The organism is Bacillus sp. Marseille-P3661, assembly GCF_900240995.1.
GTDB lineage: Bacteria > Bacillota > Bacilli > Bacillales > Bacillaceae_J > OESV01.
The window spans coordinates 21,396-36,013 of the sequence record NZ_LT965957.1; the positions used below are offsets into that span (position 1 = coordinate 21,396).

General features: G+C 38.1%; 12 protein-coding genes and 1 tRNA gene. 1 reads left to right on the forward strand and 12 read right to left on the reverse strand.

Features of this window, described 5'->3' with window-relative positions:
* Positions 1-29 precede the first annotated feature (29 nt).
* Positions 30-467: a cell wall hydrolase gene (locus C1724_RS21195; RefSeq protein ID WP_102348788.1), complete on the forward strand. Its 438-nt coding sequence runs from the start codon at positions 30-32 to the stop codon at positions 465-467.
* A 131-nt stretch (positions 468-598) separates the two neighbouring features.
* On the opposite strand, the gene C1724_RS25805 is transcribed toward C1724_RS21195, so the two are convergent.
* The 12 genes from C1724_RS25805 to C1724_RS21250 form a co-directional block, all read right to left on the reverse strand.
* Positions 599-757 carry a hypothetical protein gene (locus C1724_RS25805; RefSeq protein ID WP_180994394.1) on the reverse strand — a complete coding sequence of 53 codons (159 nt, stop codon included), beginning with the start codon at positions 755-757 and terminating at the stop codon, positions 599-601.
* Entirely contained in the window at positions 732-1,460 is a 729-nt protein-coding gene (locus tag C1724_RS21200; protein WP_102348789.1) for an MOSC domain-containing protein, read from the reverse strand. The genes C1724_RS25805 and C1724_RS21200 overlap by 26 nt, the downstream gene beginning before the upstream one ends.
* A 459-nt stretch (positions 1,461-1,919) precedes the next feature.
* Positions 1,920-2,942: a DUF3231 family protein gene (locus C1724_RS21205; RefSeq protein WP_102348790.1), complete on the reverse strand. Its 1,023-nt coding sequence runs from the start codon at positions 2,940-2,942 to the stop codon at positions 1,920-1,922.
* 653 nt (positions 2,943-3,595) lie between these two features.
* Positions 3,596-4,747 carry a DnaD domain-containing protein gene (locus tag C1724_RS26215; RefSeq protein WP_258000487.1) on the reverse strand — a complete coding sequence of 384 codons (1,152 nt, stop codon included), beginning with the start codon at positions 4,745-4,747 and terminating at the stop codon, positions 3,596-3,598.
* 370 nt (positions 4,748-5,117) lie between these two features.
* A tRNA-Leu gene (locus C1724_RS21215) sits at positions 5,118-5,198 on the reverse strand.
* 300 nt (positions 5,199-5,498) lie between these two features.
* Positions 5,499-6,299 (reverse strand): hypothetical protein, encoded by an 801-nt coding sequence (locus C1724_RS21220; RefSeq protein WP_102348791.1) that lies wholly within the window; start codon positions 6,297-6,299, stop codon positions 5,499-5,501.
* Positions 6,292-8,745 carry an FtsX-like permease family protein gene (locus tag C1724_RS21225; protein WP_258000488.1) on the reverse strand — a complete coding sequence of 818 codons (2,454 nt, stop codon included), beginning with the start codon at positions 8,743-8,745 and terminating at the stop codon, positions 6,292-6,294. Before C1724_RS21225 ends, C1724_RS21220 begins: the two co-directional genes overlap by 8 nt.
* A gap of 4 nt (positions 8,746-8,749) precedes the next feature.
* Positions 8,750-9,466: an ABC transporter ATP-binding protein gene (locus tag C1724_RS21230; protein ID WP_102348793.1), complete on the reverse strand. Its 717-nt coding sequence runs from the start codon at positions 9,464-9,466 to the stop codon at positions 8,750-8,752.
* Between the two features lie 183 nt (positions 9,467-9,649).
* A complete protein-coding gene (locus tag C1724_RS21235; RefSeq protein ID WP_180994395.1) occupies positions 9,650-10,615 on the reverse strand; it encodes an alpha/beta fold hydrolase in 966 nt (321 codons plus the stop codon).
* A 263-nt stretch (positions 10,616-10,878) separates the two neighbouring features.
* Positions 10,879-11,529, reverse strand: coding sequence for a response regulator transcription factor (locus tag C1724_RS21240; protein WP_102348795.1), 651 nt, complete (start codon positions 11,527-11,529; stop codon positions 10,879-10,881).
* Entirely contained in the window at positions 11,529-12,971 is a 1,443-nt protein-coding gene (locus C1724_RS21245; RefSeq protein ID WP_102348796.1) for a sensor histidine kinase, read from the reverse strand. The genes C1724_RS21240 and C1724_RS21245 overlap by 1 nt, the downstream gene beginning before the upstream one ends.
* Before the next feature lie 51 nt (positions 12,972-13,022).
* Complete coding sequence (locus C1724_RS21250; RefSeq protein WP_102348797.1) at positions 13,023-14,501, reverse strand: PAS domain-containing sensor histidine kinase; 1,479 nt, start codon at positions 14,499-14,501, stop codon at positions 13,023-13,025.
* Positions 14,502-14,618 lie beyond the last annotated feature (117 nt).

The window sequence follows — 14,618 nt, forward strand, 5'->3', positions numbered from 1 at the left end:
TTCATACAATTATTTTAGAGGTGATGGTCGTGACAAGGGTAAAATATACCAACAAGGATATTGATTTAATTGCAAGGATGATAAGGGCAGAAGCCGAGGGTGAAGGAAGACTAGGGATGCTTATGGTTGGGAATGTTATTGTAAATCGAGCAGTAGTGGATTGTTTAGATTTTAGGGATGTAAGGACCATACGGGATGTAATTTTTCAAGTTCAAGGTGGAAACTATTCTTTTGAAGCAGTACAAAAAGGTAGTTTATTTTATAGCCCAGCAAGAGAGGTAGAGAGAGAATTAGCACGTAGAGTTGTAAAATCTTGGAGACAACATCCTTCTAAGTATGCTCTTTGGTACTTTAATCCTTATGCTCCATGTCCTCCTACATGGTACAGCCAACCATTTGCGGGACAATATAAACAACATTGTTATTATGAACCACAGGCTAATACATGCGATAGTGCTTATAGATAATAACAAATACCCACATCCCAAAAAGTTAGGGTTTTAATTATAGCTGTTTGGCTGGTATGAGTTCGGTATTGAACTCATACAAGCCAATTTTACATTTACTGAGTAGTTTAATAACAATCCCACTTAATGAATTAAATACCTTTATGCTGCTCACGTTTTCTTTCATGAGTTATCATTGCAAACCAAAGTATAGTATCCGGCGAGCTATGCCCTAATAATTCTTGAATTGCTACGAGTTCAGCTCCATATTCTTTTTTTTTAAACTCAATCAAGAAGACAAATTTCATCACCTACATGAATGTCCCCTGTTTTTAACACAGAAGCGTAAACGCCAAAATTACTGTTTCTTTCTTTTATCACCGTTTTATGTAGACTTGGATCCCGTTCGGCGCTATCAGGATTAACAGTAATAATCATACACCTTTTACAATGTCCTACAAATTTCATCTCTACTTTAGTGCCTATTTTAATACGTCGCCCAATCCATTCTTCTTCAATAAAAGGTTTCTTATTCTTTAATGAAATTAATAAATTAGGACGAAACCGTCTCGAATCAACTTCGTCTTTCCCCCATAGTTCTTGCAATTTTTCTAATGAAGCATCTGTTGCTAGTAGAACATGTTCTACTGCAATTGGTCCAATGGGTACGTGTGTAGGAGTATATTCCCTAGTAGCAATTTTTCGATTCGATTTGTTTTCCATTTCTTTAATTAATTCTTGATCATTCCAAACAAAAACCTTCCTCTCAGGCGTGGTTACTTCAACTTTAGGATATTGATCCATTGATTCTTCTCCCACAAATCTTGCTTGATACCGAACCATTTCTTGGAATTGCGTTATGGTTAAGAAATCCCCTTCTTTTGTTTCATCTAAATAAGCATGGCTACGGTCACCATATAAACCATATTCCATTATTTTGGATTTTTGTACACTTTCTCCACGAAAAGATTTCACCGGATGCCGAACAATTTCTTTAATATGACCGATTAACATTTCAAACACTCCAATATGAACTTTCTCCAACTATGAGTTTAACAAAGCGCATTCTTTAAGTCATTTAATGTGCTTGTTGTACAATATCAGTCGAACGACAAACATATCTATTGAATTAAATACTTATTATGCTGTTCACGTTTCTGTTCATAAGTAATTTTGGCTTATCATAGTGTGGTATCTGATGAACTGTGACCAGTTCTCATGTAATTTTACAACTAACGATTTAATGGTTTATAGTATATTTTTGCATTGTTATAAGCAGCTCAACTATGCTCTTTTTCTCTATTCCTTGTAAAACTAACCACCCAAGAGTTGAAAGAGCGACAGCTTTGTTCTGCTATCGACTCATTTAATTAATACGAAACCCTTCACAATATATTAAGAAAGCTGATACATCAATCCTAATGGAAATGAAAAAAGTCCTTTTGCTTATTTACAGAAGGACTTTAAATATATTTATAATTGTTTCTTTTTCCTTACTAGTTCATCTCTATCCGATGCCATTGGAGGCTGTTCTAACCAGCCATTTTTTATCATAATATTAGCTCCATCTTCAGCATACAATTGAATTTCCAAGGACAGCCTGTTATACATTGCACTAATATCACCTCTAGGACTTTGACTGACAGCTGTTCCGTAATACCCTATGCTCAAAGCAATCAAACCAGATGTGTAGAACATCATAAGTTTATCAGAAAATGTATACGTTGTACTATTAGTTATTTCCGAATCCCACCCCATAGGTGCAGGGAGTTTACTTTCCTCTAACTTACCTCTAAATAATTTAATATGTTTATTCCCAATTTCTAAACCTTTTAAAAAGAATTGTTTTACATCCTTATTTTGTGCAACCTGACTAAATCCAGTGAGTGTCGCAACTCCTAAAGCGTTTCTTTGGAGATTGGAAAATAAATTGTCTACTTCTGCAGCAGTTAATGGTCTTTTCTCACCAAATACATCCAACATAAACCATTGCTTTTTCACAAATTCAACCTTCTCTAAATTAGGCAAGCTGGGAGACCTGATAAATAATCCTTTTGACAATAATAAATCCGTTGAATTTTTATATAATTGCATTGTTTCGGCAAGGCAATCCAGATAATAGTCTTTAATGTCATTTCTTACAGATGCTGTTACACTGCCAGCATATGCTGTGAGTCCAATCTTAGACATTTGATTAATAAAATTCAGTACAAAGCTGTCAGAAAAAAGTCTAGGAGCCGATAAGTCTACATCCTCTTTTATACTAAAACCATATGGAACTACATTTTTTTCCTCTGTTAAAATAGCTGTAATTTTTTTGATATGCGACTTGGATAACTCTAAAGCAAATTGAATGATTGGCTTAATTTCTTCATCCTCAACTTTTTCTAAAAAAAACGAAAGAATACATATGCTAGAGCTATCATTTAAGTATTGAATCCAAAGTTGAGCAAGTTCACCAGCTGTGAGCCTAATTTGGTTTCCCATTTCCTCCATAAGTAACCTCCAAAAAAGTTATACTAAAAATAACATCCCCATAAATTACCTATAGTATGTATAGGTTACTTTAACACCCACCCCTGCATAATATCAGCCCAACAATCGCTAAAGTTTATACTACTTCTTCACTTATCGATTACTTCCCCTTTATAAAATACCCTGCTATTGCTGGAAAACTCTTAAATTCCTTCCTCATTTCCTGAAACGAAATCACAGCTTTCCTCTAACAATCTCAAATTCTAGCGGATATTCGTGACATTTCATTGGAAGGTGCTGAAATGATGGATATAGATATGGGTGGCCTCATCCTGACTTCTGGCATAGATGAAGACAGAAGCTTTCTCGTCCATCTTCATGGAGTAGATGTTTACCCTATGAGTACCTAATACATCCTTTTCCACCATTTCCACGACTTTATGATAATCAACTTGATGTAGGTCGATTTGGGAGATATCGTCATCTAATGAATATTCTTACCCTTTAATAAATGAATGAAATGAAATGAAAACAATCGTCTTACCAGCCCGCTTGAGCTCCACCATTCTTATCATTAATTCTTTATGCCATGTATTTTCAAACTGCTCTGCTTGAATTACCGTATCCTTCAGTCAATAATCGGCAGCTCCCCAAGAACACTTTTTCCACCATACTCATTCTTTTTCACCTGCCGTTAGGTCAAGTTCAAAGCACCTTGGAATCGCTCTACCTCCAGTAACCGATTCGTTAGAATGCCGGTTTTTAACAACAGGCTTTTGCTTTTCTTCATACGAATTCACTTCATCTACGGTAAGTAGTGATTCATTTTCCCAGTTTTTCAGAATACCGACAATATAGTTCAGCCTTCGTTTGTTATTAGCACAGGCGATATTCATGGCCTTTAAGATCATTTCTTTCGGTTGTAAAAAACTAGAATCATCCAACCAAGATAACAGTTGCTGTTTCGCATTGACGTTACTATAACCAAAACCATTACCATCCCAAAACTCGATAATGTCTTTCACATCCTCTGTTTTTTGATTGCATTGTAATGGATTCACTATATCTGGATAGTTCTCTATATTTTGATAGAACGCTTCTTGTTGTTGTTGTTTTTCTTTTTTATTTTCTTTTTGTTTTTCTTTTTGCCCACGTATCGTATCAGGACAAAGCAACGTATCGTCAGAATGTTCACAAGGGGTTACAATANTGTTCTCTATATTTTGATAGAACGCTTCTTGTTGTTGTTGTTTTTCTTTTTTATTTTCTTTTTGTTTTTCTTTTTGCCCACGTATCGTATCAGGACAAAGCAACGTATCGTCAGAATGTTCACAAGGGGTTACAATAGGATCTTTTTCATCCTGAACTTGGCAATCCGTATCAAAGATCATTCCTTTATGATTACAAAAAGATTCATATAAACTTTTAATCTCTTGTTTATGTATAAACTCCGAAACATATTGAATAAGCGTGATATCCTCGACATCTTTCAATTCAGAAAAAATACAATCCATAACCGGTTTCCCGCCTTTATGAAGGTTCTCTTTCCCCCAATTTTTAATCGCGAGTTCTCGGGTTTCAGGATTGTAACGGATCAACATATGGTGTTCCTCGAATCGCACCATTAATGAATGAACACTCTCAATCGAATAGCCCAAATCAAATGCCATTTGTTTTTTCGTAATTCGATAGATTCCACTTTGAGTCGTATGCGGATTTGTAAGCAAATAAAGATAAAAATATTTATCCTCCGGCGTCATTTCTTCTAAAACCATCGGACTTTTCCAAAAATCAGTATGCACTATTCTATACTTTGCCACCCTCATCACAGCCCTTTCTTTATATAAAGTTTTTCTCATATTATAGATAGCGATCTTTGCAGAAAAAGGGGGGATGTTTTTTCATAAAATTTGAATATTTTATGAACATAAAAAGAAATTGAAAAAGCAAATCATTGTATTCTTTTGTTTTAGAAATTGTATAAAAAGTATATAACCACTATTAAAGAGTGAATGCTCATTTGGAAACAATGCTAATGGTCTAGGAAATGTTCAATATTGAAATAACTCTGAAAGAAGTGATCACTCTGGCTAAAATTAATATTGACTACAATAAACGAAAAACACCCACAAATATTGATATATCAACATTTCCGAGTGTTTACAGTTTCTAAATTCAACTCAAATTAATCAAAAGTACCGGTGGTCAGGGTCGAACCGACACTCCAGAAGGAACTCGATTTTGAGTCGTGCGCGTCTGCCAATTCCGCCACGCCGGAGAAATGACAACCAACACTCCATCCAATCCCAAATATTTAAAGATATATTGTGAATTAGACTTTAATACTATTATTATTTGAAGCAATTTATAGGAATAATATTTAGGAATTTTTTTTCAAATTTGTAAATAATGACTATATCATAAGCACTCCTTCCTACTTCGTTCTTACAGTAAATTGGATTCTACAAAAATGATCCCCTTCTGATAGTTGACATCAAATTGAGGGGGAAGTGTCAGACCCCCGGTAAACTAACGCTTTACTCTACTGAGGGTCTGGCACCTATAACAAATACCATTTTAAGGAACTTTTACAACAAAAGGGATCGTAAACACTTTACCCTCCTTTTGGAATTGTCCCCATATCTTATAAACTCCACTTTCCGGAAATGTAGTCTCAAATGACGCTTCGGGTCCGCTTCCTTGGTTTTCCAGTGCGTGAACATGTAAATACTTTTCACCATCTTCTGAAAAGATCACAACATGCCCAATTGATCCTAGATAAGGTTCGAGGTCAAAGATTGGCTGATTTGTCTTTTCATCACTTAGAGTAAACGTTAAGGTTAGTTCTTTCCCTGCTACGAGAGTTGGTTCAACTGTTAAAGATACCTTTTTACCATCCACTGCTTTTTCTAGATTGGTATCTACGGCAACATTTGTTGGCTGCGGAATGTCCCCGCCAACCTTTAGCCATTCCATCTTACTCATAGAACTGCCATCGGTCGGTTTAAAGTCGGCTACCATTCGATATTCTCCACCAGCAGGAAAATCATTATGAATTTCAAACTCACCTTCGCCTTTGTATTCAGGATGGACATGGTTAAAATACGACAGATCCTTGCTTACGATGATTAAGTGAAGTAATTTTTCATGATTGACATCAAAGCCTTTAATAGGTTCATCTTGATTTTTGATAACAAGACGAATGAGCGTTCCTTCTTCAGAAGCCTGATTGTCATCAAGCTCCCATTCGACCGTAACATCTTCGGTTATAATCCGGTCACTCACCTCGATGTTTTTCTCATCTTCCCAGGAAGGATTCGCACTACAGGCTGTAAGCAGCATGGTCAACAATCCTACTAATGCTATAAGCTTATTCATATCGCAACGCCCCGTTCAATTTTGTTTTTGCCGCTCTTCTTGATGGTGTGAAGCTTGCGATTAAGCTGAGCAAAATTCCAAACAAGAATATAATGGACAGAATCAGCGGTGAAACTCCAAATTCAAATGTTAACGAATTAACCTCTACAAAACCTGAGGTTAGATAGATTAAGAGAATCCCAAAAAGAATTCCAATGGTGGTTGCAGAAAGACCGATCCCAAAGCCTTCTAGTACTATCATTTTAATAATCTGACTTCGTGTAACCCCTACTGCACGCATCATCGCGATTTCCCGGACCCTTTCCAAAATGTTAATCATCAAGGTATTCGTAATTCCAATACCAGAAACGATAATGCCTAGAATAACAAGAACATTCACGATGCTAAAAGCTCCTGTAATCGTACTTCCGACCATCGACGCCCAATCCTCAGGGCCCCACATTTCTTCAATTCTCTCACCGAATTGGTCATAAATGTTCTCTCTTAATTGCAGAGGGCTCGTTTGTTCATCCTTAATCACCAACGCATTTCGCTCAAATTTAACTCCAAAATTCTTTCTAAAATGGTCCTCATGCATAAACGCGCTATAGCCGCTGTTTTTCATGGTGTATACCACATCTGCTACCTTAAAGGATTTCTCTCCCTCCAACGTTTCTAAGCTAATGCTATCCCCAATTTTCCCGCCCCACGCTTTAAATGAGGTTTCATCGAGGATGATTTCATCACTTTTTAGGTTCTTAATTAATTCACTATGTGAACCGCTTGAAACGGTAAACAACTGGAAGCTGTCAATCCATTCTGCCCCTACTCCAAAGATAGGGAGCAACCGTTTTTCACCATCCATGTTCCAGATGATTCCTTGCAAAGAATAGGTCGTTGCATCTGCGACACCTTCTATATTCTTAATAGTATCTAAATCCTCTTTTTCAATATGGTGAAACATAATATCTAGATTCCCACCGTAGTTCTTGTGAATCGCACTTTCGTACGATTGCAGCAATGCTGAATTTAATGAGCTCATTAATACGATCATAGCTATGCCAAGACAAAGAATGACCGATGTAATGGAAGTACGACTGATATTCCGATTTAAATTTCGAATCGCCAGTTCTCCTGAAAATTTGAAAACAAGACCATAAAACCCTTTTAAGAGCAGACTAAATAGTTTGAACAGATATGGAAACAGTAAGACGATTCCAATCATAAGCGGCAGAACTAACAGCAAATGCTTGATAAAGAAACTTGAAAAGATCAGCAATACTCCAACAATCCCCAACCACTTATTAGTGCCCTGTGATTCGGCTTTGTTCTCCTTCAACACTTCAATTACGCTAACCTTCCCTACCTGCTGAATTGGGTACCATGCTGCAAGAATAGGAACGAGTAAGCCAGCGACTGCTGATACCAGCAAGCCGGTTGCCAGTACCATCGAACTGCTGCTTTCTACGCCATATACCATGAAGATGAGTTGTTTCAAGCCATGCCCTAGAGCATAACCGGCTATCAGACCTGCTACCGTTCCAATGATGGCAACAAGAGTAACTTCAGTGAGAACCATAGCTTGTAATTGTCTAGGGGTATAGCCAATTGTCTTCAATACCGCAAATTCATTTCTTCTTTCTTTGACACTCACATATAAGGAGTTTAGGATGATAAAGGCACTTAGTGCGATGCCTAGGAATCCTGCAATATAAAGTGCTAAGAAGAAAGTATTAAGATCTTTAAACTCTGTATCAAAATTTACGACAATCGGCTGCAGAAAGAGCTCTGTATGACTTTTAACCAGGTGAGCTAGTTCATGCTCAACATCATCGAGTTGATTTGGATTATCTGCTTTAACCTGTATCATTTGAATGTTTCCATGTTGATCAAACCAGTCCTGTACGACCGGCAAAGGTAGAGCCACTGCCCAATGATGATATTTAGCCATATTCCAGCTGGACGGACCCATTAACTCTTTGGTATACCTGACAATCGCGGTAACCTCAATTTCTTTAACTCCACGGTCGGTATCAAAGCTAATGTTTTCGCCGAGATCAGCCCCCCAAACCTTTGCGGTTCGATCAGTGATCACCGCACCATTAGCTTTTAAATTGCCTTCAATCACCTTAAAATCTGTAACAGATGTACCAAGCTCGCTGTAGCCCGTGATAACCACTCGTTTTTGAATAGCGGAAATCCCCTTTTCCTTTGTCACGAATCCTGCATTTTCTTTTAACATAGCGACAGTTGAGTAATTCTTACTTTGAGATATCTGCTTATGAACATCTTCGGAAAAATAAGCATCTGTACTTGCAATCGTAAAGTCTGCCTTAGCAACTGCTTCCTTTAGATAAATAGGAAATGCTTTTTCTGCTGTATCCACCGCTGCCATTACGCCAAAGGTGGAGGCAACTCCAATCATGATAGCCATAATCGTCAGAAACGTCCGCATCTTTCGCCGCATTAAATTACGCCATGCGATTTTCCACTGTTTCATGTCGAGTTCCTCCTTTGTGGTTGTCTTCTACAATGAATCCATCTCTTACCTGGATGATTCGGTCTGCCACTTCCGCAGCCTGCCTGTCATGAGTCACCATCACAACTGTTATTTGTTCTTCCTTACATAGCTTTGATAGAAGTCTCAATATGTCTTCGCCATTTCTTTGATCGAGATTACCAGTCGGTTCATCTGCTAATAGTAAGCCCGGTTTCATCGCAAGCGCCCTGGCAATCGCAACCCGCTGCTGCTGTCCCCCGCTTAACTGGGAGGGAAATGCTAATTCTTTCCCTTGAAGGTTTACATCTGAAAGCAACTGCTTCACAACGGATTTTATTTTTGCTTTTGGAGCATGATTGGCATGAAGTGAAAGCCCAATATTTTCCTCCACCGTCATCATCGGCAGCAGTTGGTAATTCTGAAAAACAAAACCAATCTTTGTACGACGGAATAAAGTACGTTCTTTTTCATCTAATGTATTGATTTCAACTCCATCCACTACGATATGTCCAGATGTTGGCAGATCAAGTCCTCCTAAGAGCTGGAGTAAAGTACTCTTTCCAGATCCACTGGGCCCCATGATCGCAACAAATTCTCCTTTACGAACGTGTAGATGATTATCCTTTAATGCATGGAAATCACCTGACTCTAAAGAATACACTTTTGAAACATTTGAAACTGTAATCATATAATTTTACCTCCAATTAGAAATTGTTTTATTTTCATAGTTCATCTCTATGTTTTCATTGTAGTGAAGACCGGACCCTATCAAACCGCAGTCTTTCTGGAGGTCTAACGCACAGTTTTTGAGGTATTACCGCAGACTGATGGAGAACCCCCGCTAGATTTACGTACACTGAAAACTGAATGTCTACTGTTTTATCAAACTCAATATTTCATTTGCAATTAAATCCGGTTGATATTGATGGACTGAATGATTGGCGTCTTCCAGAACGATATGCTTCCCCGACGGAGACCAAGTAGATAATGCTTTCTGACTTTCAAGCCAGTCTGCTTTGATCTCACCAAAGCTGTCTGCTGTTAGCACGGTTAGCGGTGCATTTACACTTTTTTGTTCTAACACTTTTGCCGTATTGTTTTGGATCTGTCGCATCTCATCGGTTACGTTTTTATTTCCAATCAGACTTAGGTTCGACCTCCTATCGATTTCTTGCAATTGAGCCGGAACAAACTCTAGATTGTTACGTGTTCCATTTAAAAGCTCGTCGTTAATAGCTAGCAGCATTCTTAATACACCGGATGTACGGAGAAAGTGTGTGACTTGCGAAAACCATGTAGCTGGTTTTTGCTTGGCATAAAATTCTGGATTACCAGCATCTAGTAAAACGATTCCTGCCACTTCCTCCGGATATTTTTGTGCGTATCTCAGTGTCTCTAGGGATGCTAAGGAATGGCCTACCAAAATATAGGGCGCTTCTAGACCCGACTTTTGAAGCAAGACCCGAGTTTCCTCTACAATATTGTCAATCTCTCGTTTTCGATCCGTCATTTCACTATAACCATATCCGAATCGATCAACGACTGCATACTTTGTGTCTTTTTCAAGCTTTTCATAGAGCGGATAGAAATCTACATATGGATTGGCAGTACCCCATCCAGAAAGAAACACAACGGTCGAGTCCCCTTCTCCTCCTTTGTAAATATGCATGTTATTTCCGTATACCTCATGCAGCTCTCCAACTGCTGTGTTCGTCTTCTTCTCCCTTGAGACACTGATCCCCTGATAGGTAAAACCTATTGCAAAAAAGAGTAGCAGGAATCCAAAAGCAACCTTCATAAATGTTCTTGTTTTCTTCCACTTCTTTTTTTCCTTCATAATGTGATGTCCTCTCCCTTCCAATGGATATTTCACAGGAGGCAATACCCTGTCGCTCATCTCATTGGCTTATTGTTTTCTATATCCTCATTCTACTAAGGGACAACCCTTACAAAACCGCAACACATTAGTAAACCACCGCATAGTTTTTCGAGGAACACCGCAATCTGATGTGGTGGCACGACAGGATTTTGCGGGATCAGGACAGACACGAAGAAAAGCACAAAAAAAACTACCAGGAACTCCTGATAGTTTTTTAGTAATTATTTTAATTCTTCCTCTGGAATTAACCCCAGTTTCTTGGCTTTTGCAATGGTATCGACTCTTGTACGTACACCAAACTTTTGGTAAAGTGCGGTTAAATTATATTCTAAGGATCTCTGACTCATCGCCAATGTGGACGCAATTTCTCTTGTGCTTTTCCCTTTCGAAAGCTCTGAAAGAATTTGTTCTTCGTTGGAGGTTAACACTACTTTTTCATTTGAATTCGAACGATCCGAGACGATCCCTGGCCGTCGCAATTCTCTTACTAATGAGAGCGGAAGGATGACTTGCTTCCTTAGTGCACTCCGAATCCCGGCAACTAATTCATCCCTTGATGATGTTTTTGACAGAAACCCAGAAACACCAGCTTCCACCAGCATATTAAAATGAGGCTTGATATCAAAGCCTGTGTAAATTAACACCGTTAAATCAGTATTAAAGCTAAGTGCTTGTTTAGCTAACTCTAGTCCATTTAGGTGCGGCATGTATAAATCAAATAGTAGCACATCATAATGTTTGAGCTTGATTAAATTCATCGCATTTAATGAACTATTCTCAACCGTAATTTCAAAATCAGGTTCTTGCTCTAATAACATTTTCGTTCCTTCGATGATCGACAAATGATCGTCTACAATTAAAATATTAACCATTAGATTACACTCCTTTCAAGATGGATAGGCAGTTCCAATTCAGCTAATAACCCATTTCCCTCGATAGGGGTAAGCGTGATTTTCCCTCCAAGACTTTGCGCTCGTTGGTTAACACTTGCTAATCTTATATTGGTGGAATCAGAACTCCCTACCCCATTATCAAACCATACTCCATCATCATGATAGACCAGCTTTAATACCTCATGCTCCTCAAAGAGATCAAATTCTACTACGCTAGCTTTCGCGTATTCTTCTGCATGGTGAAGGAATTCCTGAACAATACGGTACATTCCAATCATTTGTTCCTCGCTTAACAAAAGTCTAGAGAGGTCCTCGGACGTAAAATGGATTCTATAAGTCGATGTCAGTTGGACATACTCGAACAAATTTTCTAACGAGGTTTCAAGCCCCAGTTCTCTTAAAAAAGGTGGACGTAAATGATTGCAGGTCACGCGAATTTCATGAATGATATCTAGCAAACCTTGTTCAATTTTGATTAGCTTGGATTTTGCTTCTTTTTCAATTTCATATTGTTTTAATAGAGATTCGAGTCTGCGATATAAGTCAATTTGATCCTGTAGAACCGTATCATGTAAATCACTAGATAATGTCATTCGCTGCTGTTCCTGTAGGTTAAACATCATGCGTAACACCCATTGCGGTGTTTCTTTCCTAGTTGAGGCTGTACTTAATTGCTCCATTAAATTTTCAATCATGTTTAAGCTTTCAAACACCATGGCAGAATAATGGACCAATGTTTCCAGCCAAGTTAATTCCATTGACTCACAAACAGCATTCGCTTCAAGTGATAGGATATAAGGGCACTGCTTTCGATCTCCCAGTTTGATAAAAATGCTGTTTGAGACCCTTATCATTTTGCCGTCGCATAGATTGATTTCACCTCTAGGAATAGATGTAAGGATCCTAGGGTTGGAGTATGGGAGAATGGTAACTAACTCTTTCATCATCCTATCTTCAAGATCGGTCAGTTTCATAACCGCAGTAAGATCATTGGAAAAGTTTTTTAAACTATTTTGTAAGACTTCATGGCGATTTTTATGATATTCAAGATCCAATTCCATTCGCTTTCGTTCTGTAATATCTCTTGCCGAGACAACCTGGAGATAATGTTCTGTACTAGGTAGCGGTGTTGTCCTACATTCGAAATACCGTATTTCACCACTTTTTTGAACCATGCGATATTCTATTGAATTATTTTTTCCAGAATCCATTAACTGTTTATGTCTATGTTCCATAAATTTTCTATCTTCGGGATGTACGATGATAAATACGTCAACATCTTTTAATTCCTCAGGGCTATATCCTGTTATTTCATATACACTAGGAGTCGCGTAGATAATATGACGATTTTGATCAACAATTAAGAGCATATCACTCGTGTGATTCAAAATGGTTTCGTAAAATTGTTGGTCGTAATTCATGAAAACACCGCCTATTTTTGGTCTTTCTACTATAGTTTAGCTTAATGATGTCTATCTTGAACCGAAATAATCTTGCGTGTGAGCGCCTTTTTTGTGTGGGTAGGGGTGTATGGTTGCTATACCGTTTAGAGGTAGGGTCACAGTGGCGCAGAAGCCTCGACTAGGTTTTGATGTCATTTCAACCTCGCCTCCAAGACTTTGTGCTCTCTGGCTGACGCTTGCTAATCTCATATTAGCTGGATCGCTAACAATCGCGACACCATCATCCTTATAGACCATTTTCAAACCCTCATTTTTATAATGAAAATCAATGGTAACAACAGTAGCTTTTGAAACCTCTTCGGCATAATGGAGTAATTCCTGAACGATTCGATACATTCCAATGGTTTCTTCCTCACTTAAAGAAAGTGCATTGAGGCCCTCTGATGTAAAATTAATTTTATAGGTGGAAGTCAGTTGGATATGCTCAAACAAATTTTCCAATGACCTCTCAAGTCCCAACTCTCTTAAAAGAGGAGGGCGTAGGTTATTACAAGTCATTCGTATTTCATGAATGATATCGAGCAGCCCCTGTTCAATCTTAATAAGCTTTGATTTCGCTTCCTTTTCAATTTCATTTCGTTGTAGTACAGATTCAAGTCTTCGATATAAGTCAATTTGATTTTGTAATACGGTATCATGCAGGTCACTTGATAACGTCAATCTCTGTTGCTCCTGTATATGAAACATCATCCGCAGCAGCCATTGTGGTGTTTCTTTTCTATGTGTCTCTGTCTCTACTTGATGCATAAGATTCTCTATCATATTTAGATTTTCAAAAAGCGTCATGGCATAATAAACGAGAGTTTCCAGCCATATGGTCTCCATTGATTCACGAACAGCACATGCTTGCAGTGAAAGGATATAGGGATGCTCCCTTCGCTCCCCTATTTTTATGAAAAGCTTACCTGAACCTCTCACTATATTCCCATCAACTAAGTCTCTTGCTTCAGTTGGAAAAGCAGTAAGAATAATAGGATTTGAACCTGGAAGAATAGCCTCTATCTCTTTAATCAGCCGATCTTCAAGGTCAGGTAGTTTCATTACCGAAGTAAGGTCATTCGAAAAATTCTTCAAGCTATTTTGTAAGACTTCATGACGATTCTTATGGTATTCAAGCTCTATCTGCATCCGCTTGCGTTCCGTAATATCGCGCATCGACACAACTTGAAGGTAATTCTCTGTATCTGGAAGCGGTGTTGTTTTACACTCGCAATACATGATTTCCCCATTATTTTTAATGGTTCGATACTCTGAGGAACTTTTTTGTTGGGATGTAAGCAGGTTTCGATGCCTCTTGAGCATGTATTCCTTATCCTCGGGATGAAGAAAGAAAAAGGTATCTCTATTTTTCCATTCTTCAGGTCCATAACCCGAGATCTCATATGCATTGGGGGTAATGTATACAACATGACGATTACGATCACAAATCATAAGTACATCACTTGTAAACTTAAGGATGGTTTCAAAAAATTGTTCTTTGTCTTTCATAAAACACCACCAACCCTTCTCTTTCTAATCTTAGTTTAACTGAAAATGGTAAGCCACGAACCGAAAAAATCTTGCGTGATCGGTGATTTTTAACAAAAAAGGTAAAAGATACGCTCC